This is a genomic window from Candidatus Dadabacteria bacterium (genome assembly GCA_009840385.1).
Classification (GTDB): domain Bacteria; phylum Desulfobacterota_D; class UBA1144; order Nemesobacterales; family Nemesobacteraceae; genus Nemesobacter; species Nemesobacter australis.
The window spans coordinates 411954-433149 of the sequence record VXNX01000013.1 but is presented as its reverse complement, the minus strand read 5'-3'; the positions used below and the strand labels follow the sequence as shown (position 1 = coordinate 433149).

The following is a 21196-nucleotide window of genomic DNA, read 5'->3' as shown; positions in this document are numbered from 1 at the left end:
TCTTCCATGGATAAAGAGAAAAACGGCGGAGAGAAGAGCTTGGAAAATGTTTTCAGAAGGCTCCGCAGATCTCGGTTCCGCTCGGGGTTTAAGCTGAATCCGAAAGAGGTGCTTTATCTCAGGGAAAAGGGGCTTCCTGCGGTGCTTTCGCACGGAAGGGATTTTCTTCAGAAAAGGCTTGCCCCAGCTCTGCCAGCAAACGACGGGAAGCAGACCCCCTGGGGAGGGCATCCGGTGTTTCGGGCCCAGCATGCCACGGCCACGTGCTGTCGAAGTTGTCTTTTGAAGTGGCACGGTATTCCCAAGGGAAAAAAGCTTACGGAACGGGAGCTTGGCTATATTCTTCTGGTGATTGAGAGGTGGCTTTCGGCCCAGAGTAGCACGCAAGCCTAATTTCAAAAAAATATTTGTTTTGTGTTAGAATATCGGGAGATATTAAAGGATTTTGATGGAGCCAGAAGACATGGATGAAGAGACAGTCGCACTGCCTGAACTTGTAAAGGACGAGATCGACGAGTTTGAGCATCAGATCTCCGAGTACAGGAACGGAGAGATAAGCGAAGTAAAATTCCAGAAGATAAGACTTCAGTTGGGAGTGTACGCCCAGCGTCAGGAAGGAGTCCAGATGCAGAGGATAAAGATTCCCTACGGGAAATTGAGCTCTGCTCAACTAAGAAGGCTTGCGGACGTTTCGGACAAGTACGCAAGCGGTTTCTTTCACCTTACGACCCGTCAGGACGCGCAGCTTTACTATGTCAATCTTGAAACCGTTCCCGACATGATGAGGGATCTTGCGAGCGCGGGAATCACCACCCGAGAGGCATGCGGCAACACCATAAGAAACGTCACGGCTTCCCCTATAACCGGCGCTTCGCCTACAGAAACCTTCGACGTGACTCCTTACGCCGAGGCATTTAAGGAGTTTATGCTCCGCAATCCCATATGCCAGAACATGGGGAGGAAGTTCAAAGTCTGCTTCGAGAGCAATCCTGATGTTGATAACGCCGGAGTGCGCATCCACGATCTGGGTTTTCGTGCTAGGGTCAGGGAAGAGGACGGAAAGCGCGGATTTCAGGTTCACGTGGGCGGCGGGCTCGGCGCTTCACCTTCGCTTGGACATCTTTGGACCGAGTTCATGCCAGTTGAGGAGATGATACCTTTTTCCGCTTCGGTAGTCAGGGTGTTTGACAGGTACGGGGAGAGGAAGGTGCGGATGAAGGCGAGGATGAAATTTCTTGTGAGAAAACTCGGCTTTGATAAGTTCAAGGAGGTAGTCGAGGAAGAGAGGGCTTCGCTTGAGGTTGATCCTTCCTGGAATGACTATCTTAAGGAAATTGACCAGGAGCACGAAACCCCCAGACTGAACGGACATGACCTTCCAGAAGCTCCGGGCTGGGTTGAGGACGACCCGGATTTTGCGGAGTGGCGGCAGAAAAACGTTTCCCCGGCGGGGGTTGACGGATATTCCATCGTTAACGTTAGAGTCCTTCTTGGGGATGTTCCGTCTGATACGGCAAGAGCGCTTGCGGACATGATAGATGCCTTTGCCGACAGTTCAATAAGGATAACGATCCAGCAGAACTTCGTGATCAGGTGGGTTCCGGACCAGGCGATTCCCTCACTTTACGCAGGTCTTAAAGAGACGGGTGTCTCCAACTCGGGTGCGGACACTTTTGAGGATGTAACCGCTTGCCCGGGCGCCGATACCTGCCGTCTGGGCATCACTTCGGCCAAGGGTCTTGCGACTAAGCTTACCAGCATGATGGGTAACGGTCTTGGAAAGTACAAGGAAACTCTCGGGGACCTGAGAATCAAAATATCAGGCTGCCCCAACGCATGTGCCCAGCATGTCTCGGCCAGCATAGGGTTTCAGGGGGCTTCCATAACCAGAGAGGGGAGAAGCGTTCCGGCGGAGATGCTTTTCCTCGGCGGGGGACTTTATGGAGACGACTCGCGTCTTGCCATGCCGGTAACCAAGATTCCGACCAGAAACGCTCCCAAGGTTGTCGAGAGGCTGCTTGAGATATACGAGAGGGAAAAAGAAGACGGCGAGCATTTTGACCTCACGATGAAAAGACTCGGCGCCAAGTACATAAAGGAAGCGGTTTCCGAATTCAACACGATTCCCTCGTATGAGGACGACCCGGACTTTTACACCGACTGGGGGCACGAAGAAGAGAAATTTGCCGTTCAGCAGGGAGTAAGGGGAGAGTGCGCCGGGGTTACCGTCGAAGAGAAAATCCCGGTTTTCGCAGATGCCGAGAGGCGTCTTGAACAGGCTCAGGCCCTTTTCCTCCACGGCGACTACGAAGCGTGCATAAACGAACTTTATCTGGCGTGCTCAGACAGCGCCCATGTTCCCCTCTACACCAAGCTTGTCGATCCGTTCACTCCGGAGCAGACGATATGGGAGTTTGAGAATCTTGTTGTGAGAACTGGGGAAACCGATGATAAGTGGCTTGATATTTCGCGTAAGTTCAGTGAATACAGGGACGGAGACGCCTCGGCGTCAAAAGCCATAGAATTTCTTGAAGTCGCAAAGAGTTTCCACTCAGACTGCGAAAAGGTTCAGGAACAACTGACCGCGTAGGACCCCGGGAGCGTATAAATCCTGCTCCTTATCAATTACAGACAGTCGGGGATCAGTAGCCTCCGGTTATGTATTTTTTAAGCGCTTCAATTTCGAATTTCTGGCGGGAGATGATGTGATTTATTATATCGCCGCTTGTCACCATCCCGCAGAGCTTGCCGTCTTCTATTACCGGAAGGTGTCTTATCTTATTTGCCGTCATGATCGCCATGCTTTCCTGAATCGGGTCATCGGGTGAACCATAGATGACATCCCTTATCATAAGTTCGCTTATTTTAGTGTTGGCTGACGATCTTCCCTGAAGTATGACCTTCCTCGCGTAGTCGCGCTCGGAGAATATCCCAACGACTTTTTCTCCGTCAAGCACGAGCAGAGCCCCTATTTCCTTCTCCGCCATCATCTGAAGGGCTTTGTACACGGTCTCATCCGGCCCTATCGACCATACGCTGCTGCCTTTGTGTTTGAGTATGTGTCTTAGATTTTCCATAACCCACTCTATCTTTTATATCTGGTAATTTAGCCTCATTATCAAGTATATAAGCTTTTTCCGCCAAAACAAAACGATACGCGCCCTAAGAACAAGGGGGGTTGTAACTGGGGAAAGCTTTAGGAGCCGACACTTGTTTTTCGTAATTGCTTTCGGAAAATTTCATCTCTTTTGTTACCGTATCCGGTAATTATTCGTATAGTATTATGTCTGTGTTAAGTGTTTGGGTACGCGGGATAATTTTGCTAACTCTTTTTTCATAATGAGCGGAAAGGAAGAACTTAAAAAGGCTGCGGGCGTAAGAGCTGTTGACTTTGTTTATACCGGGATGCTCGTTGGTCTCGGTACTGGGTCAACGGCCGAGTTTGCCATAGAGGAGCTTTCAAAACGGATAAGGGACGGCAGACTCTCGAACATATCCTGCGTTCCAAGTTCCAAGAGAACGAAAGATTTCGCTCATTCCTTGGGCCTTCATCTCGTTGAGCTTGATTCGGCAAGAAAGATTGACGTAACTATTGACGGAGCAGATGAAATCGACTCCGACTTCAATCTTATAAAAGGGGGCGGAGGCGCCCTTTTGAGAGAAAAAATACTTGCCCAGAACAGCGAGAGAAACATAATCGTCGCTGACGAGTCGAAGCTCTCAAAGCGGCTGGGAGAGCGTTTTCCCGTGCCCGTCGAGGTGCTTGAATTCGCCCTCGAAGCTGAAAAAGGTTACCTTGAGAGCCTTGGAGGAGCGGCGCGCTTGCGGCTTACTCGGAACGGTTCTCCGTTTTTGACGGATCAGGGTAATTTTATTGTCGACTGGGGTTTTGGAGAGATTAGTGATCCTTCTTTTTTCGCCGATCGTCTGTCAAAAAGGGCCGGGATAGTTGAACACGGTCTTTTTGTGGGGGTCGCAAGCGATATCATAATAGGTTTTGCGGGAGGAGTGGAGCATCTTGTCCCAGGTGAAGCGGCTTGAGTCCTTGCGGTTCCCGTATACGCGCCTTAACTGCAGTCGGAGAACATGATTGCGTGTGATAGAGGAGTGTTCAGCGTTTTATCTTAAGGTTAATCAGTTTTTCCAGTTGAAAAGAGCCGGGCAATCTTCGCGATGTTTTCCGCAACCTCTGACGGAATGTCGATTTTTACTATCCCCCTTCCTTTTTCGTCAAGAGACTTGAAGTCGCCCGTGGCCTGTGCCATCTTGAGTATCCCGAAAGAAAATACCGATTCCGGAGAGCCGACATCGTCAGGTATGCGAAGATCGTTTGCGTTCCGGCTCACGATCTGAATGAAAAACCCTTCTCCGGAGTCTCCCTTGTGAAGCTGGCCGGTTGAGTGCAGGAATCTCGGGCCGAAACCCAGAGTTACAGGCACGGATGATATGCTTTCGATCTGCCCACGGAGGGAAAGAAGCTCCTTTGAATTCTCTTCTCTGGGATCCACATACGCCTGAATCGATATGTACCCTCTTTTTTTTGAACAGACAGTCTCTATTAGATGCTCGGAGGATTCTATATTTCTGTTACTTGAAAAGACAAGCCCGTTTTCGGAAAAATCGGGTTTTTCGAATTCAAGCTCGCCAGTCTCTCTATAGAGCTTGAGGAAGTTTCTGGCGAAAGCCTTTGCGGATTCGACATCGGGCTGATCAAAAGGATTTATTTCCATGATGCTTCCGGCAACCGCAACCGCAAACTCAAAGCGCAGAAACTCCGCTGCGATCTGATCGGGCGAGTCAACGGCTATTCTCACGAAGGGGACTTCTCCGTCCACTAGACGCCTGGCCACAGCGTCTATTTCTTCGTCTTCCTTTAAGGAAAGGAGTATATAAGCCCTGTCTTCTCCGGGTCGCGGTGTTCCAATGCTTGCTTCATCAAGCAGGGGAAGGATGCCGGTACCATCTTTTCCGGTACTTTCGGCAATCAACTGCTCCACCCAGTAACCGAAAGGAAAAAGTTTTTTCGAAAAAACAAAACCCAGCTTGTTCCTTCCTTCCCTGGCCATGACCCCGAGAAAAACCCCTAGGCGAAAAGAGAGGCTTTCGTGGCAGTCTCTTCCGACTGCGCTTTTAAGTTCAAACAGCACGGAAGCGGCCGACTGAAGTATTTTTCGTATATTGATCCCGGCGAGAGAAGCCGGCACGAGACCGAAGTAGGAAAGTGCACTGAACCTTCCGCCGACATTCGGATCGTTTATAAACACTCTGCTGAAACCATGTTTGTTGGCCGCATCGATGAGTTCTGAGCCCGGGTCAGTGATGCAGACGAAATGTTCTCCCGCAGAATCAGTTTTCTCCGCTAGCTCGCCGTAAAAATATTTCATCAGAGAAACGGTTTCCACGGTCGAGCCTGATTTCGAGGAGACCACGAATAGAGTTTTCAGAAGATCGAGGTTGTTTCGAGCCCTAAGGATGGAATCCGGATCCGTCGTATCGAGAAGAGTTAGTTGCAAAAAACCTTCTTGCGGAGTGAATATGTTTCTGAAAACCTCGGAGGAGAGGCTTGATCCCCCCATGCCCAGAACTACGACGTCGGTGAAGCCTTTTTTCCTTGCGGATTCTGAGAAATCGTCAATTTCATCCGTCACCCGAAGCATCTCTTCGGGGAGGTGAACCCAGCCTAGACGGTTTGTGATTTCCGAAGGATCATCAGCCCAGAGCAGATAATCATAATTGAAGAATCTTTCGGCAAATCGGTTTCTTTCAAGCTTAAGGAGTTCAGATTTGATTACGGTTTGATAATCGTCAAGGTACTCGAAGTAGTTTTGCGACTCGAAACCGGCTTTGTTTTCAGTGGACACGGCCTTAGTTACCAAGCAGTTCGAGGCATTCCTTGAGGATGGTTTCCGCGTTGAAACCGAAGTTGTTCATCACATCTTGATACGGCGCCGACTCTCCAAAGCAGTCTATTCCGTAGGCCTTTGCGTTAGGGCCCGATCCCGTGAATTTTTCCCATCCAAATGTTGCTCCGGCCTCGACGCTGATTCTCACGCGCACAGAAGGCGGCAAAACACTGTCTCTGTACTCCTGGGGCTGTGCTTCAAAAAGGCTCCAGCACGGAAGGCTCACCACCCTGGGGTTTACTCCAGTCTCACGCAGTTTTTCATACACTTCAAGGCAGATGTGGACTTCAGAACCCGTTGATATCAGTATGATGTCGGGCGTGCCGTCTGAATCCGCTATCACGTATCCGCCAGCAAGCGCTCCCTCGGCCGCGGCGTAACAATCTCTGTCTATTACCGGAACATTCTGTCTTGTGAGAACGAACGCTGCGGGACGGTCAGAAAGTCCCATCACGTGTTTCCACAGAATCGCAAGCTCGTTCGCGTCGCAGGGTCGGATGACGTCGATGTTGGGTGTCACCCTCAGGGCCGCGAGGTGTTCTATGGGCTGGTGCGTGGGTCCGTCTTCGCCTACCCCTATGCTGTCATGGGTGAAAATGTAGATGACGGGTAGTTTCATCAAGGCAGCAAGCCTCATTGAAGGTTTCATGTAATCGGCAAAGACGAAATAGGTCGAGGCGTAAGCTCTGAGTCCGCTAAGACACATGCCGCTTGCTATCGCAGCCATTGAATGTTCCCTGACTCCGAAATGAAAGTTCCTTCCCTCACGGTCCTCTGCGGAAAAGCTTGTTGTGCACTTAAGATAGGTTTTCGTCGAGGAACCCACGTCTGCGGCGCCGCCCATGAACCAAGGCACCTTTTTCCCGATGGCGTTAATTACGCTTGAGTTCGCAGAGCGCGTCGCAACCGGGTCGGCCGGATAGGGAAAAGACGGGATATCGCTGTCCCATCCCTCGGGCAGTTTTCTTTTCTCAAGCATCTCGAACTCGTGAGCGAGTTCTGGATATTCGTTTGAGTACTTCCTGAAGTTCTCAGTCCAAAGCGCTTCGGTCTCGCTTCCCTTAGCGATAGTCTCCTCCCTGTAGGAGAGGATTTCGGGGGGGACGTGAAAATCCCCCGGGGCGTCCCATCCGTAAAACTCCTTCGTAAGCTGGACTTCCTCATCTCCAAGCGGTGCTCCGTGAGCCTCACACGTGTTCTGCTTGTTCGGGCTTCCGTAGGCTATCTGGCTTTTGAGTATGACAATTGAGGGTTTCTCGGTTTCGGACCGTGCACGCACAAGGGCTCCTTCTATTTCCTTAAGATCGTTTGCGTCCTCGACTTTTTCCACATGCCAGTTGTAGGAACCGAAGCGCATTTCCGTATCCTCTGAATACGCAAGCGAGGTGCTGCCCTCGATGGTTATGCTGTTGCTGTCGTATATCCAGATCAGGTTTCCAAGCCCCAGATGACCCGCTATTGATGCGGCTTCTGAGGAAATGCCCTCCATCATGTCCCCGTCGCTGCAGATCGAGTACACGAGGTGGTCTACGATGTTGTGACCGGGTCGGTTAAAGTGCTCCGAAAGCCATTTGCCCGCTATGGCCATTCCGACCGAATTGGAGACTCCTTGGCCCAGAGGTCCGGTTGTGGTCTCGACTCCGGCGGTGATTCCAAGCTCCGGATGACCGGGGCAGAGGCTGTGAAGGCTTCTGAATTTCTTCATGTCGTCAATCGAGATGTCGTATCCGTTTATGTAAAGAGTAGCGTAGAGGAGCATGGAAGCGTGACCTGCGGAAAGTACGAAGCGGTCACGGTTGGGCCAGTTCGGATTCTGGGGGTTATGCCGCAAGAACTTGTCGAAAAGCACGAAAGCCGCTGGAGCTAGGGCCATCGGGGTTCCCGGGTGGCCGGATTTAGCTTTCTGGACAGCGTCCATGGCGAGTGTTCTTATGCAGTTGATTACAAGGCTTTCCAATTCTTCATCCTCGGGGAGAAATCCACGCGGGAACATTGAAAATCTGCCGCGCCGCGCGTTTGATTCATGTAAAAAGACGACCGGGGTTTCGCTTGCGCGGGCCGCTTTTAAATTTACTTATCATAAACAATAGTGATAATATATCAATATATACCCCTAGGCGGTTTTCGCGACGTGCGCAACATAAAAACCGCTGCTTTCCCGGCGAAATGAAAAAGGCGGCTTTAGTTACAGGCGGGGCGGTGAGAATAGGAAAGGAAATCTCCCTTAACCTCGCACGAAAGGGCTACGATATCGCCCTTCATTACAATTCCTCTGAAAAAGAAGCCCTTGCTACAAGGCAGCTGATTCTTGAGAGCGGCGCGGGCTGCGAGCTTTTCAGATGCGATCTCTCATCTCCTCATGACGCGAGAGAGCTTGTTCCGAAAGTCATGAAAAACTTTGAGGGACTCTGCGTTCTGGTTAACAATGCCTCGATTTTCGAGAACATCGGGTTCCATGATGTGACCCCGGAGTTTCTTGAAACGGATATGGCCGTAAACTTCAAGGCTCCTTTGTTCCTCTCCCAGTCTTTTTCTGCCGGGACAAGCGGAGGGCTTATCGTTAACTTCCTTGACACTAGGGTTAAGAAAACCCCCGTAGAGCATTTCTGCTACAACCTGAGCAAAAAGAGCCTTTATCACTTAACGAAAATGCTCGCCAGAGAACTCGCTCCCGGTTTCCGTGTAAACGCCATTTGTCCGGGAGCCATTCTTGCGCCTCCGGGGCAGGGGGAAGACTATCTTCGCAAGATGGCTCGTGGTGCTCCGATGAAGCGGCCGGGTTCTATTGAGGATATAATTAACGCGTTTAACTATCTTCTGGAAAATGATTACGTCACCGGAGAGTGTCTCTTTGTTGACGGGGGAAAGAGCCTTACCTATTGAGATGATAATAAAAATCGAAAACCTGAGGCTTCGCACGATAATAGGGATTTATGACTGGGAGAAGGAAACCCTCCAGGACCTAGTTATAAACGTCACTATCGATTTTGACGGGGAAAAAGCTGCGGCGAGCGACGATATAGAAGATACTATTGACTACAAGGCCATGAACAAAAAGATCATAAGCTTTGTAGAGACAAACAGTTTTAATCTGCTTGAGAGAGTCGCCGCCGGCATATGCGATATAGTTTTTGAGGACCCCGCGGTCAGGTGGGCTTCTGTAAAGGTGGAAAAACCCGGAGCGCTCCGCTTTGCCGACTCCGTCTCGGTGACCGAAGCAAGAGAGAGATAGACGGGGTATCAGGGTGTGAACACGGTCATTATCGGAGTCGGTTCAAACATAGATGCCGAGAACAACGTAAGCGTAGCCAAACGAATGCTCCGCGAAAAACTCAATGTTCTTGGAGAGTCAGAATTCATAAGAACCAAACCTGTAGGATCCCGGAAGCAGCGGGATTTCCTAAACGGTTCCCTGCTGGTAAAAACCCGTCTCGGCCGCAAACGTCTAAAAGTCCTGCTTAAGGGGGTGGAAATTGCCCTTGGAAGGGGTGCAGGGGAGGATCGCTATGGCCCGAGAAAAATGGATCTGGATATACTGGTGTGGAACGGAGAGATTGTCGATTCTGACGTTTACGAGCGGGAATTTCTTCGCCGTTCCGTGATCGAACTTTGTCCTGAACTTGAAAAAACACTTGAGGGGGACAGGGTCCTGCCTGAAAAAACCGAAATCCTAGAAGGTATCACGCTTAGAAAGTTTCTCTCAAAAGACGATGTAAAAAACGCCGTCTGGAGACTCGCCAAGCAAATTTCAGGAGACTACGAGGGGAAAACTCCCGTTGCGGTCTGTGTTCTTAAGGGAGCGCGTCCCTTTTTTGAAGATCTTCTGGCGCAGGTGACCGTGACGGTCCAAAGACAGTTTCTCAGGGTTTCAAGTTACAGAGAGGCGACACGGCCGGGGCGTCTCGAGCTCGTAAGAGACATTGAATGCGAAGTGAATGGCAGGGACGTTATAATCATTGAGGATATAATTGACACTTCGGAGACGGCGAAGTTTATCCTCCGGTACATGGAATCTAAAAACCCGGGTTCGCTTCGGATATGCGCGCTTGTGGACAAAAGGGGAAAAAATCCAAGGGGTCCAGAACCTGATTATGTGGGTTTTAGGGTGGACGAAGGATTTCTCGTGGGCTATGGAATGGATTACATGGAAAGGGGACGGGCGCTTGAGGACATATACCTGCTTCAGGAGTAAATTTGTTTTTGCTCCCGACAAAGGGTTAGAAAGATGGACATGGCGAAAGCAGAAGACGTAAGGTGGGATCTTGGAGACCTTTACGAAGGAATTTCTGATCCCCGCTTGGAGAAGGATTTCGAGAGAATATCGGCGCGTGCCGACAGGTTTGAGGAAAAGTACAGGGGCAAGATAAAGTCTTCTTCGCTTACTGCGGGGAAACTCGCGGAAGCGGTAAGGGAGCTTGAGCACTTATCGGAGGGAATCGGAAAAATACTTTCCTTTGCCTACCTTCTTTTCGCTACCGACACTCGGAACCCCGAAACCGGTGCCTTTCGCTCGTCAATGCAGCAGAAGGCGACTGAAGTTCAGAGAAAGCTTATCTTCTTTTACGTAGAGTGGGTTTCAGTTCCCAAGAAAAGGGCGAAGAAACTACTGAATAACCCGAAACTTTCGGGATACAGACATTTCCTTGAGCAGGAAAGACAGTACAGAGACCACACCCTCTCGGAACCCGAGGAAAAAATACTTCAGGAAAAATCAAACACTGGACAGAAGGCGTTTTCAAGGCTTTTTGATGAGGTGGTGAACAATATCCAGTTTCGTGTGAGGCTTTCGGGCAAGGTCGAGAGGCTGAACCAGTCCCGGACTCTTTCCCTTCTCTACGATCCGGACAGAAAGAAGAGAAAGACGGCCTGGTCCGGTCTTACCAGAGGACTTAAGGAAAACTCGCACGTGCTTACCTATATATTCAACACGCTTGTAAACGACCACTCGATAAACGACAGGCTTAGGAGCTACGAAGATCCCATGTCGGCGCGGCATCTCAGCAACGAGATATCCCACGGGGCTGTGAACACGCTTCTTGAATCGTGCGAGCAGAGTTTTGGATTCGTAAGGCGCTATTACAGCCTTAAAAGAGAACTTCTCGGATACCGCAGGTTCTACGACTACGATCGCTACGCTCCACTGGGCTCAGAGAGGGAACAGGTGCCGTGGGAGAAGGCAAAGGAGATCGTACTTTCTTCGTTCGGAGAGTTTTCTTCCAAGATGAAAAAGACTGCATCTTTGTTTTTCGAGAAAAACTGGATAGATGCCGAACTTCGGGACGGAAAAAGAGGAGGTGCCTTCAGTCACGGAACGGTTCCCAGCGTGCATCCCTACGTCTTTACAAACTACACCGGAAAACCCAGGGACGTGATGGTCTTGGCCCATGAACTCGGTCACGGAGTGCACCAGTATCTCTCGAGGCGCCAAGGATATCTCCAGGCCCACACACCTCTTACCACTGCCGAGACCGCGAGCGTTTTTGCTGAGATGCTCGTGTTTCATCGGTTAAAAGAGGTGGAGACGGAGAGGGAAGGCAGGCTGATTCTGGTAGCGGAGAAACTTGAGGACATAATGGCCACGGTTTTCAGACAAGCGGTGCTTACAAGATTCGAGCAGAACTTGCACCGCGAAAGAAGAGAGAAAGGGGAGCTTGCGACCCCGAGGATAAACGAGCTTTGGATTGAGGCCAACCGGCAGATGTTCGGAGATTCTGTCACCCTCACCGAAAACTACTCTTACTGGTGGCTCTACATCCCCCATTTCATACACTCCCCATTTTACTGCTATGCGTACTCCTTCGGCGAACTGCTTACCCTCGCTCTCTACGGAATGTTTCTGGAGCGGGGAAGATCTTTCGTTCCCGATTACATGCGGCTTCTCCGCTCTGGGGGAAGCGCTTCTCCGGCACAGCTTCTCTCGGGGGTAGGAGTGGATATAAACAACCCCGATTTCTGGCAGTCAGGACTTAACGTAATAGGCGCGATGGTGGACGAGGTCGAGGAACTCTCGGGACTTGGATGAGAGTTTTTACTGCGGGCGGGTGGAGCTTTTTTCGTACTCGCTTACGATTTTGCTTACAACCGAGTAGTGAACGGAGACTGCGTCTGCGACCTCCCTTAGCGTGTAGTCCCCGGTTAGATAGGTCTTTGCTATGGCCTCGTCCCTTGAATGCCCGCTTCGCTCGAGACCGTTTAAGACGCTTGATGCGGGTTTTGTGACCTGATACCTGGGAATATCTTTTGAGTGGGGTCCTTTCTTGGTTTTTTTCTGCACAAGCTCTATGAATTTGTCATCGCCGAGATATATCTGCTTTCGAGTCTCCGAGATCACGTCGCGAGAACGGTTCTCCTCCCAAAATTCATCAAAACTGTCTGTGTCCGAGGAGAAGCCCTCGGAGAACCATTCAAGGTCGATATATTCAGGCGCTTCATCTTTTCTGTAGAGATACCTGCAGCTGCTCCATTTAAACTGGTTCGGATGTTTTACGAAGCCGGCTCGAAGCGGCAGGAGAAAAATGTGGGTCATAAGCGGCAGAAGGTATCTCTCCTTTTCAACGACTATGGATTTATACCTTCCCCGGAAAACATGGCCGTCTGTGTCGTGCAGCCTGTTTGAGCGCTGGGTGTAAACTCCGTTTAACTGTCTTACGGCTTTTGAGAGGTTAGGCTTCGGGGTTTCAATGACGAGATGGTATCCGTCGGACATAAGGCAGTAGCCGAAGCAGCGACAGCCGAACCTTCCGCATACTCCCTCAAGAATTTCTATCCACGCGTTGCCGTCGGCCGAGTTCTGAAAGACGCTCTGCCCCCTGTTTCCTACGGAGGAGACGTAATAGATCGCTCCTGGGTATTCCGGTCTTAAGGGTCTTGCCATACGGTAAATTATAACAAAGACGGAAAATTATTTCAAGACCTGACCCTTAGTCGAATTATTCCCTCAAGGCGCAAGCGCCTTCATGGCAAAGACCATCTGCTCCTTCGAGGCGTTGTAGGGAAACATTAAAATAGGAAGATCGGAGTTCTCGGCGAACGCCCTGAGGCTCTCTCTTCCCTCATCCGGGGATCCGCTCACGGAAACAAGGTCAATCAGTTCGTCGCTTATGCTTTTTATTGCTTTTGCTCTGTTATCGCGCCAGAGTTTTTTTGCCCTGTCCGCTTCCTCTCCGAATCCGTAGCTGCTCACAAGCTTGTGGTAGTAATCTCCCATGGAGCATACGTAGAGAGCCACGAACTCTCTTACGATTTCCCTTGATTCGCTTCGGTCATCGGAAACCATTGCCGGTAAAAACGGAGCTACCGTTATTTCTCTTTCGCCGGAAGCGAGTACTTTCTTCCTCTCGTTTATGAGACTCACGGGGCAGAGATAGGGAATCCAGCCGTCTGCGACACGGGAGGTAAGCTCGATGTTCTTCGGTCCCATGGACGCTATGTATATAGGAATCTCGCTTCGAAGCGGTTCGAAAAGAAGCCTGAAGTTTCTGAGCCTGAAGATCTCCCCGTCGTAGTTAACCCTTTTTCCCGCGATTATCGTTCTTATTATCTCGACGCATTCAAGCGTTCGGCGGATAGGTCTCTCGAATTTTGTGCCGTGCCAGTATTCATTCAGGTAAACACTGCTTATTCCCAAGCCGAGAATCAGTCTTCCCCCGCAATACTCATCCATAGTTGCGGCGCTCTGAGCGATAAGCGCTGGGCTTCTGCTGTAGACTGAGATGATTCCCGTGGCCAGTTTGATTTTCTCCGTGACCGAAGCCATGTGGGATATAAGGGAGAACGCGTCACGCCCCCACATCTCGGGAACCCAGATCGAATGATATCCTAGGTTCTCGGCCAGTTTCGAAAAATAGGTAAGATCATCTTTTTTTACGTCCGCCCAGTAGGGCACGACGATCCCCGTCGAAGACAATTGCTTCCTCCTTCCGCGTGGGTTTGCTCGGGTTCATTTTACTTGAATTTTAAGACCGTGAGAAGGCGCGGTTCCTGCCTGCACCTCCGGGGCGCTAGCCTCTTGGGGACGGCTTTAACCTTCCTCCGATAGTTGGTTAGACTGTTTACAGGATATCTGCCGAGATGTCTTTCTGAAAACACGATCTTTTCGGGAGTTAGCACAATGCGCAAGTTACCCTCAAGAATGCAGACCAAGCTTTACAAGGAGCACCTTTTTCCCGAGGAGACGAGGGAGATTAGACAGAAGGTGAGGGCCTTTGCGGAAAAAGAGGTTTTTCCACTGGCCCGGGATATAGGAGAGAAAAAAGAGAGAAACAGGAACTTTCCCCGCAGGCTTTTCAGGAAAATGGCGGCCGAAGGGTTTTTCCGGATTCCGTTTTCAAAGGAAGACGGGGGACTTGGCCTCTCCTACCCCGCATGCGGAGCTGCGGTCATGGCCGAGGAACTGGCCTACATAAGCGCTAGCGTGGCGGGAACGATAAATGCCCACTTTCTGCTCTCGGGAAAGACCTTAGCCATGGGCTCCCCCCACATAAAGGAAAAATATCTCGCTCCTGCCCTCGACGGAACTTCCGTGGCATCGTTTGCGATGACCGAGCCCCAGTCAGGTTCTGACGTAAGGACCGAGTCTCTCGTAACGAAAGCCAGGAAAAAGGGCAAAAAATACATTATAAATGGCCGCAAGCGCTACATAACAAACGCCGGAGTGGCGGATTTCGTTACCCTGCTCGCAAGCGTGGGAGGAGACAAATCCATAATGATAGTGGTCGATCTTGATTCGCCGGGTTGTTCCGTGAGCGCTCCGGATAAAAAACTCGGAAACAGGGGGGAGCTTACCTACGACATATATCTTGAGGATGTGGAGGTGCCCCGGGAAAATCTCATAGGGAAGGAAGGAGACGGCCTCCGAGTGGCGGTCAACTCTCTTCTTTACGGAAGGACCGGGATCGGGGCAAGCGGAGTGGGGATGGCTCAGTCGGCGTTTGATGAGTGCATAGAGTTCATGAACCAAAGGGAGGTTTTTGGAAAGAAGATAGCGGATTTTCAATACTGGCAGTTTCTGCTGGCGCAAAGGGCGGTGGAGATAGAAAACGCGAGAAACTTGTATCTGAAAGCCGCGCTCTGCCTTGACAAGGGGGATCCTTTCCCAACATTCGAGACATCCGCCGCCAAGTACTACGGCTCGGAAATAAGCGTTACCATGGCCCGTGACGCGGTTCAGATATTTGGAGGCCTCGGGCTCATGGTGGAACTCGCCCACGACTCCTCCACCTACAAGGTTGAAGAGATTTACAGGGATTCGAAGGTCGGGGAGATATACGAGGGTACAAACGAGATACACAAGATGATAATAGCGAGATCTATTTTCGGAAGGAGGTAGTTCTGTCTTGAGGCTGATAAATACTGATAACCACAACAAAAGTGTCTTGAAAAATTCCAAGAGCCTCCTATGGCGGAATATTCTGGTTAATGCAAAAGAGGTTTCCTCTCAGAAAAAGAAGAGAGTCAGGGCTGAGATTCGCCTTGTCTTCGGAGTTCATGGCACCCCGTTTGGAAAATGCCTTGTCGGAGTTTGCGAAGAAGGTATATGTCATATGAGTTTTTTCCGCTCCGACCCGCAGACCCATATGGAAAAGTTCAAGAAGACATGGCAGAACCCGAAGAACTGTAGAGATGAAGGGAAGACGGCCGAGGCATTGCGGGAAGTGCTTTTCTCTCCGGAAAGACGGCCACCTACTATACTGCTTCTTGGGACGCAGTTTCAGCTCAGGGTCTGGGAAAAACTGCTGGAAGTCAAAGAGGGAGAAACCCTGTCCTATTCAGATCTCGCGAGGTCGATCGGAAAGCCGGCAGCCGTAAGAGCCGTTTCGAACGCTGTGGCTGGAAACCCGGTTGCTTACCTGGTGCCGTGCCACCGCGTCATAGGCAAAACGGGGGACCTTCACGGTTACCGCTGGGGTCTGGACATAAAAAGGGCGATTCTTGAATACGAGGGCGTGAGCACAGTCTAGGGACGACGGATTTGATTCGAGTCTTCAGAGTTAGCGGACAGGCTCTTCTTTTGTCATGCAGTGAATAGCTCCGAATCCCCACGCAAGATCAACACAGTCTATTCCCACGACACGCTTTGCGGGAAAAAGCTCCGACAGTATGCCGAGTGCCTCACGGTCCTTCGGGTCGTTATAGGTGGGAACTAGAACCTTTTCGTTTGAGATATAGAAATTGGCGTAAGTCGCCGGAAGCCTCTCGCCGTCAAAAAAAAGAGGGGAGGGCATCGGAAGAGGCACGACCTCGATTTTCCCCCCGTCCTCGAGTCTAAGGTCTTGGAGTATCTCGAGGTTTTCGCGAAGCGGTGAGCAGTTCGGATCTTCGGGACTGTCCTCTAGAGATAAAACAACGGTCGAGGGGTCGATAAACCGGCATATATCGTCGACATGACCGTTTGTGTCATCCCCTTCAATTCCTTCGCTCAGCCAAAGAACATTCGTTGCGCCTAGGTACTCGGAAAATATCTCCTCGTAGTCTTTTTTCTCGAAGGAAGGGTTTCTTGCCTGTTTATCCAAGCTTAAAAGGCACTGCTCTGTCGTGATGAGAGAACCTTTTCCGTTTACATCAATGCTTCCGCCCTCAAGAACGATTTTCTTTCCGAGGCGGTTTGGACTTAACAGGTCAATACCGAGGGTTTCGGCGATGAATCCCGGGACCAGGTCGTCGTTTTCCCAGTCGTGGTATTTTGCCCATCCGTTAAACCTGAAATCCAGAATGCTTGGCTCTGCGGAATCTTCCCTTACGAAAAAAGGTCCTGAGTCCCGTATCCAGGACCTGTTGGTCGGGCACTCGTAAAACTCTACGTTGGCAAGGTCAACTGATTCTTTTTTGAGAAAACTCTTAACGTGCTTCCGGGTTTCTCCGGGATTGACGATTATTCTTACTTTCTCCGATTCTAAAAGGTGGCTTACGATCTTGCGGTAAACAAATTTTATCTTCTGGAATTTTCCCGGCCAGTCCCTTGTGTTCTGCGGCCACACGAGCCATGTGGCGCCGTGAGGCTCCCATTCAGCTGGAAGTCTGTAGCGAACCGCGTGCGAGTCACTCAATTTCAGGTCCCGGAATCATTATCAATAAACCTTTGCTGAAGCTCCGAGTAGGCGTCAATTCTTCGATCCCGGAGAAAAGGCCAGTTTCTTCTGGTTTCCTCAAGCTTTCGAAGATCTATGTCAGCCAGGATGATTTCCTCTTTTTCGCCCGATGCCTCGGAAATCACTACCCCTTCCGGGTCACATACAAAGGAACTTCCCCAGAAATCTATTCCTTCGCCTGTTTTTCCCAGTTCCTCGAACCCCACCCTGTTAACGGCCGCGACGTAAATTCCGTTTGAGATAGCGTGGGCACGCTGGGCGGTTTTCCAAGCTTCAAGCTGGGTATTTTTCGAACGCTCGTCCTCGTCCGTGCGCCATCCTATGGCGGTCGGATAAAAAATCATGTCCGCTCCTTTGAGCGAGGTTATGCGCGCCGCTTCGGGATACCACTGGTCCCAGCAGATAAGCGTTCCTATTTTTGCAAAGCCGGTTTCAAAGCAGGAAAACCCCGTGTCTCCTGGAGCAAAGTAGAACTTCTCGAAATAGCCTAGGTCATCCGGTATATGCATCTTTCTGTAAATGCCGCGTATCTCACCTTCAGGGCTGATAAGTACAAGAGAGTTGTGATATACGCCAGAAGCCCTTTTCTCGAAAAGCGGGCATACGATGAAAACCCTTCTTTTTTTTGCCTCCCCGCAGAATCTGTTTGTGGCAGGACCAGGGATGGGCTCGGCGAGGTCAAAACAGCTTGTGTCCTCTGACTGACAGAAATACCTAGTAAGAAAAAGTTCCGGAAGACAGACTATATCTGCTCCGAGGGCAGAAGCCTTTTCTACGTTTAATATGGCTTTTTTTAGGTTTTCTTCTCTGTCTTTATGCACCCGGGTCTGAACAAGGGCGACTTTAAAAGCGCTCATGCGAATACGATAACCCCCGAAGACGGAGAATAAAAGAAGATGAAGCAGCTTCTACATGCGACTTTTCGACTTATTTTGTAAAAGCCGATTTTCTAATTATGTTATGAAGGAAATAGGATCAGGAGGGCGACGTGATGGATATCCACACAGGCGGCTGCCTCTGCGGCGGCGTCAGATACAAGGCTACCGGTCCCCTGCGCTCAGTGATCGCCTGCCACTGCACGCAGTGCCGCAAGACATCCGGTCATCATACGGCCATGACCTCGGTACCCCGTGCCAACCTCGTTTTCGAGTCTGACGAGACCCTGGTCTGGTTCAAGTCTTCTGATTTAGCCAGGCGCGGGTTCTGTGGGCGTTGCGGCGGCAACCTGTTCTGGGAACCGACGGGCGAGGATCGCGTCTCGATTGCCGCCGGTACCCTCGACGGCGCGACTGGGCTCACAATCGAGCGCAATATCTACACCGAGGACGCTGGCGATTACTACGACCTTCCGGAGCTCTGACCGAGCGATTATACTGATCAGGTAGCTGGGCAACATGTACGAATACGATCTTCTTTCTCTAATTCTGCTCTTTTTCACAGGTGTTCTGGCAGGAGTAATAAACGTGATGGCGGGCGGTGGAAGCAGCATAGTGCTTCCCGTGCTCATATTTCTTGGAATCGATCCCACTGTCGCAAACGGAACAAACAGGGTGGCGATCCTGTTTCAGAATTTCTTCGCGACTCTTTCCTTCAGAAAAGAGGGCATCGCTGATGTAAAAACCGGCATCAAACTCGCGGCTTTTACTCTCCCGGGCGTCCTGGTGGGAGCGTTTGCGGCGGTGCGGGTTGGGGATGAGCTTTTCGAGAAGATCCTGGCCGTAGTGCTTATTTTCGTCTGCGTCTCCTTTTTCCTCAATGTGGATTCTTTCAGAAACCTGCTCGGCGGGCGCAACGGATCGGGACGGGGGTGGATTCTCTACCCGGCGCTTGTGCTGATAGGGTTCTACGGCGGTTTTATCCAGGTCGGCGTGGGGCTTTTCATAATGGCGGCTCTCTACCATCTTATGGGAGCATCCCTTGCTAGGGTGAACGCGCACAAGGTGATCGTGGTCCTTCTTTACACAATTCCCGTGATCATCATATTTTTTCTAAGCGGGAACATAAGCTGGTTTATAGGAATCTGTCTCGCCGCGGGGAACTCGATCGGAGGATGGTTCGGCGCCACGTTTTCCGTAAGAGGGGGCGAAAAATACATAAGGGTGGCGCTTGTCATTGCCGTCGGATTGATGGCTTTTAAGCTTCTCGGAGTGTTTTAGGCCTTAGTCGGATGTCATGTGCTGGCACTTGGGAGCGGATCCGGATCTGCGGCGGTTTTTCTTAGAAACTCATAGAGCGTGTAGTAAATGCTTTCGTTTTCCAGGAGCTTCTCGTGAGTTCCCTGCTCCACCACCACCCCTTTGTGGATGACTATTACGTTATCCACGTTTTTCAGGGTCGAGAGCTTGTGGGTTATGATAAGCCTTGTCTGGGCGCCCGCATTTTTCCTTATAATTCCCTGTATCCTTTCCTCCGTTTCTGCGTCCAGGTGGGATGTGGCCTCGTCCATTATAAGGAGCTTTGAATTTTTCCTGACCGCTTTTTCAATCGAGCGGGCCTGGGTCTGTCCGGAAGATAGCCTTTGGGTCTCGGGAGCCGGGCCATCCCGCTCGTCTCTTTCGTCCGAGACGTCCTTTTCGAACAGAAACAGATCCTGGAAAATGGCGGTTACGTTAGAGCGCAGGTACTCGTTTGACAGCTCTTCTACGTTCACGCCGTTAAACAGGATTTCCCCTCTCTGGGGCTTGTAGAATTTAAGGATCAGGTTAACGATGGTCGTTTTTCCCGCTCCGGTGATTCCCACCAAAGCAGCGCTTTGCCCCGGTCCTATTGCAAAGGATGCGTCCTTAAGCACCCACTCCCGCTCGTTGTACGAAAACCATACGCCCCGGAACTCAAGCGTACCCTCGGTTGTCGCAGGTACCATAGACCCGGTTGCCTCCGGTTTTTCAGCCAAAGTGTCGTAGAGATTCTCCGAGGCGGCCACTGCGGACTGGAAGACGTTGAATTTTTCCGAGAGCTCCTGTATGGGTTTGAATATCATCCTTACGTAGTAGAGAAACGCGAGCAGCGCGCCCAGGGAAAGGTCAAGGTTCATCACCCTGATCGCCCCGTACCAGAGAATTATTCCGGTCGCGGCTATGCCCACGTACTCTATGGAGGGACGGAAAATCACGTAGACCCACAATTGCCGTATGTTTGCCCTGTAGTTCTCCCTGTTTACCTCCCAGAATTTCTCGAAGTTCCTCTCCTCTTTCCCGTAAAGCTTAAGGAGTACAATTCCCCTCATGCTTTCAGCGACGAAGGCGTTTAGCTTGGCTATGGTCCTTCGAATTTCCCTGTACACCAGTCGAAGCTTCATTCGGAAAATGGAAACCGTGAAAGTCAGAAACACGGTAAGCCCGACGATTATAAGCGTGAGTCCGACATTCATCCTGAACATGATCACTAAGGTGCCAATTATGATTATGATGTCCTTTATGAAATGTATGAGAACGGAGGTGTACATCTCGTTTATGGCGTTTACGTCGTTTGTGACCCGGGTGGTTATCCTGCCCACGGGGTTTTGGTCGAAATACTGCTGGGGAAGGGAGAGTATGTGGGAGAGAGTATGGTTTCGCATGTCGTGCATTATTTTCTGGCCCGAGTAGTGAAGAATGTAGGTAAAAGCCGAGGTGAAGACAAAAATTCCGATCACGGACAAAACCACGTAGAGAGCTAGGGTCCCGAGCCTTTTAGTTTGTTTTGAGCGGAGAAGCGATACCTCCTCTTTGCTGAGTGAGTCAAGGTCTGAATGAGGCAGAAACGCGACTCCTTCGGTCCTCTCGAACAGGGAGGCGTTTCGGGCTATTATTCCCAGAACCTCCTGTTTTTCGTCTCCCTCGAATTCCCCGGGGTTGACCACGATGTATTTTGTCTCGGAGAACTCAACGCCCGAGCGCTCGATTCTGTCTTTCTCTGAGGAGGAGAGCTTTGAGAAATCAACCAGGAATTCTCCGTCCACAAGGGCGAGTACGGACTTCCCCTCGAGTCCCGAGAGCATACGCTCCGTTTCTCCTCCTCCCTCCGCTTTGCTCCAGGTGGGATAGATATAGTCGTCGACCGCGACTTTGATTAGGTAGGGAACCGTGATTTCAAGCGCTGCGGTAGCGATCATCAGAAGAAGGGACAGGGCGAAGTAACCGCGGTACTTTCCCAAAAATCCCAGAATCCACCTCAGTATCTTAAGATCGTAGGTTGATTTTCTGTTTCTCTCCAAGTCGCTCATTG

General features: G+C 50.7%; 19 protein-coding genes. 11 read left to right on the top strand and 8 right to left on the bottom strand.

Features of this window, described 5'->3' with window-relative positions; translation table 11 throughout:
• Nucleotides 1-6: 6 nt before the first annotated feature.
• Both F4X55_06485 and F4X55_06480 read left to right on the top strand, forming a co-directional pair.
• Nucleotides 7-393 (top strand): DUF4186 domain-containing protein, encoded by a 387-nt coding sequence (locus F4X55_06485; GenBank protein MYC40635.1) that lies wholly within the window; start codon nt 7-9, stop codon nt 391-393.
• A 55-nt stretch (nt 394-448) separates the two neighbouring features.
• A complete protein-coding gene (locus F4X55_06480) occupies nt 449-2590 on the top strand; it encodes a nitrite reductase (GenBank protein MYC40634.1) in 2142 nt (713 codons plus the stop codon).
• Between the two features lie 52 nt (nt 2591-2642).
• On the opposite strand, the gene F4X55_06475 is transcribed toward F4X55_06480, so the two are convergent.
• A complete protein-coding gene (locus F4X55_06475) occupies nt 2643-3077 on the bottom strand; it encodes a CBS domain-containing protein (protein ID MYC40633.1) in 435 nt (144 codons plus the stop codon).
• Between the two features lie 262 nt (nt 3078-3339).
• On the opposite strand from F4X55_06475, the gene rpiA reads away from it, so the two are divergent.
• A complete protein-coding gene (gene rpiA / locus F4X55_06470; protein MYC40632.1) occupies nt 3340-4041 on the top strand; it encodes a ribose-5-phosphate isomerase RpiA in 702 nt (233 codons plus the stop codon).
• Between the two features lie 89 nt (nt 4042-4130).
• Here rpiA and F4X55_06465 read toward each other — a convergent pair whose 3' ends face one another.
• Both F4X55_06465 and tkt read right to left on the bottom strand, forming a co-directional pair.
• Nucleotides 4131-5861: a hypothetical protein gene (locus tag F4X55_06465; GenBank protein ID MYC40631.1), complete on the bottom strand. Its 1731-nt coding sequence runs from the start codon at nt 5859-5861 to the stop codon at nt 4131-4133.
• 4 nt (nt 5862-5865) lie between these two features.
• Nucleotides 5866-7896 carry a transketolase gene (gene tkt / locus F4X55_06460; protein MYC40630.1) on the bottom strand — a complete coding sequence of 677 codons (2031 nt, stop codon included), beginning with the start codon at nt 7894-7896 and terminating at the stop codon, nt 5866-5868.
• Between the two features lie 173 nt (nt 7897-8069).
• On the opposite strand from tkt, the gene F4X55_06455 reads away from it, so the two are divergent.
• Genes F4X55_06455 through F4X55_06440 form a run of 4 tightly spaced genes read left to right on the top strand, consistent with a single transcriptional unit; the run spans nt 8070 to nt 11925 of the window.
• Nucleotides 8070-8786, top strand: coding sequence for an SDR family oxidoreductase (locus F4X55_06455; GenBank protein MYC40629.1), 717 nt, complete (start codon nt 8070-8072; stop codon nt 8784-8786).
• A gap of 1 nt (nt 8787) precedes the next feature.
• Nucleotides 8788-9135, top strand: a complete 348-nt coding sequence (gene folB / locus F4X55_06450; GenBank protein ID MYC40628.1) for a dihydroneopterin aldolase — start codon at nt 8788-8790, stop codon at nt 9133-9135.
• A 15-nt stretch (nt 9136-9150) separates the two neighbouring features.
• Entirely contained in the window at nt 9151-10095 is a 945-nt protein-coding gene (hpt, locus tag F4X55_06445) for a hypoxanthine phosphoribosyltransferase (protein MYC40627.1), read from the top strand.
• 33 nt (nt 10096-10128) lie between these two features.
• A complete protein-coding gene (locus F4X55_06440) occupies nt 10129-11925 on the top strand; it encodes a M3 family oligoendopeptidase (protein MYC40626.1) in 1797 nt (598 codons plus the stop codon).
• Between the two features lie 6 nt (nt 11926-11931).
• Here F4X55_06440 and F4X55_06435 read toward each other — a convergent pair whose 3' ends face one another.
• Together F4X55_06435 and F4X55_06430 are read right to left on the bottom strand one after the other, a co-directional pair.
• The gene (locus F4X55_06435; protein ID MYC40625.1) at nt 11932-12777 is read right to left on the bottom strand and encodes an addiction module toxin RelE; all 846 of its coding nucleotides are present in this window, start codon (nt 12775-12777) and stop codon (nt 11932-11934) included.
• A 63-nt stretch (nt 12778-12840) separates the two neighbouring features.
• Nucleotides 12841-13809, bottom strand: a complete 969-nt coding sequence (locus tag F4X55_06430; GenBank protein ID MYC40624.1) for an LLM class flavin-dependent oxidoreductase — start codon at nt 13807-13809, stop codon at nt 12841-12843.
• A 204-nt stretch (nt 13810-14013) separates the two neighbouring features.
• Between F4X55_06430 and F4X55_06425 the strand changes: the two genes are divergently transcribed.
• Entirely contained in the window at nt 14014-15231 is a 1218-nt protein-coding gene (locus F4X55_06425; protein MYC40623.1) for an acyl-CoA dehydrogenase, read from the top strand.
• Nucleotides 15232-15445: 214 nt separating this feature from the next.
• Complete coding sequence (locus F4X55_06420) at nt 15446-15862, top strand: methylated-DNA--[protein]-cysteine S-methyltransferase (GenBank protein MYC40622.1); 417 nt, start codon at nt 15446-15448, stop codon at nt 15860-15862.
• Between the two features lie 30 nt (nt 15863-15892).
• Here F4X55_06420 and F4X55_06415 read toward each other — a convergent pair whose 3' ends face one another.
• Nucleotides 15893-16948 carry an agmatine deiminase family protein gene (locus tag F4X55_06415; protein MYC40621.1) on the bottom strand — a complete coding sequence of 352 codons (1056 nt, stop codon included), beginning with the start codon at nt 16946-16948 and terminating at the stop codon, nt 15893-15895.
• A 2-nt stretch (nt 16949-16950) separates the two neighbouring features.
• Nucleotides 16951-17847 carry a carbon-nitrogen hydrolase gene (locus tag F4X55_06410; protein ID MYC40620.1) on the bottom strand — a complete coding sequence of 299 codons (897 nt, stop codon included), beginning with the start codon at nt 17845-17847 and terminating at the stop codon, nt 16951-16953.
• A 134-nt stretch (nt 17848-17981) separates the two neighbouring features.
• Between F4X55_06410 and F4X55_06405 the strand changes: the two genes are divergently transcribed.
• Both F4X55_06405 and F4X55_06400 read left to right on the top strand, forming a co-directional pair.
• Complete coding sequence (locus F4X55_06405; GenBank protein MYC40619.1) at nt 17982-18350, top strand: GFA family protein; 369 nt, start codon at nt 17982-17984, stop codon at nt 18348-18350.
• 34 nt (nt 18351-18384) lie between these two features.
• A complete protein-coding gene (locus F4X55_06400) occupies nt 18385-19146 on the top strand; it encodes a sulfite exporter TauE/SafE family protein (protein MYC40618.1) in 762 nt (253 codons plus the stop codon).
• A 14-nt stretch (nt 19147-19160) separates the two neighbouring features.
• On the opposite strand, the gene F4X55_06395 is transcribed toward F4X55_06400, so the two are convergent.
• Nucleotides 19161-21194: an ABC transporter ATP-binding protein gene (locus tag F4X55_06395; protein ID MYC40617.1), complete on the bottom strand. Its 2034-nt coding sequence runs from the start codon at nt 21192-21194 to the stop codon at nt 19161-19163.
• Nucleotides 21195-21196: the final 2 nt, after the last annotated feature.

Excerpts from the sequence above, each read along its gene's own strand:
- F4X55_06485 (MYC40635.1), top strand. The coding sequence starts at position 7 with ATGGATAAAGAGAAAAACGGCGGAGAGAAGAGCTTGGAAAATGTTTTC.
- F4X55_06480 (MYC40634.1), top strand. The coding sequence starts at position 449 with ATGGAGCCAGAAGACATGGATGAAGAGACAGTCGCACTGCCTGAACTT.
- F4X55_06475 (MYC40633.1), bottom strand. The coding sequence starts at position 3,077 with ATGGAAAATCTAAGACACATACTCAAACACAAAGGCAGCAGCGTATGG.
- rpiA (MYC40632.1), top strand. The coding sequence starts at position 3,340 with ATGAGCGGAAAGGAAGAACTTAAAAAGGCTGCGGGCGTAAGAGCTGTT.
- tkt (MYC40630.1), bottom strand. The coding sequence starts at position 7,896 with ATGTTCCCGCGTGGATTTCTCCCCGAGGATGAAGAATTGGAAAGCCTT.
- F4X55_06455 (MYC40629.1), top strand. The coding sequence starts at position 8,070 with ATGAAAAAGGCGGCTTTAGTTACAGGCGGGGCGGTGAGAATAGGAAAG.
- folB (MYC40628.1), top strand. The coding sequence starts at position 8,788 with ATGATAATAAAAATCGAAAACCTGAGGCTTCGCACGATAATAGGGATT.
- F4X55_06440 (MYC40626.1), top strand. The coding sequence starts at position 10,129 with ATGGACATGGCGAAAGCAGAAGACGTAAGGTGGGATCTTGGAGACCTT.
- F4X55_06435 (MYC40625.1), bottom strand. The coding sequence starts at position 12,777 with ATGGCAAGACCCTTAAGACCGGAATACCCAGGAGCGATCTATTACGTC.
- F4X55_06425 (MYC40623.1), top strand. The coding sequence starts at position 14,014 with ATGCGCAAGTTACCCTCAAGAATGCAGACCAAGCTTTACAAGGAGCAC.
- F4X55_06420 (MYC40622.1), top strand. The coding sequence starts at position 15,446 with ATGAGTTTTTTCCGCTCCGACCCGCAGACCCATATGGAAAAGTTCAAG.
- F4X55_06410 (MYC40620.1), bottom strand. The coding sequence starts at position 17,847 with ATGAGCGCTTTTAAAGTCGCCCTTGTTCAGACCCGGGTGCATAAAGAC.
- F4X55_06405 (MYC40619.1), top strand. The coding sequence starts at position 17,982 with ATGGATATCCACACAGGCGGCTGCCTCTGCGGCGGCGTCAGATACAAG.
- F4X55_06400 (MYC40618.1), top strand. The coding sequence starts at position 18,385 with ATGTACGAATACGATCTTCTTTCTCTAATTCTGCTCTTTTTCACAGGT.
- F4X55_06395 (MYC40617.1), bottom strand. The coding sequence starts at position 21,194 with ATGAGCGACTTGGAGAGAAACAGAAAATCAACCTACGATCTTAAGATA.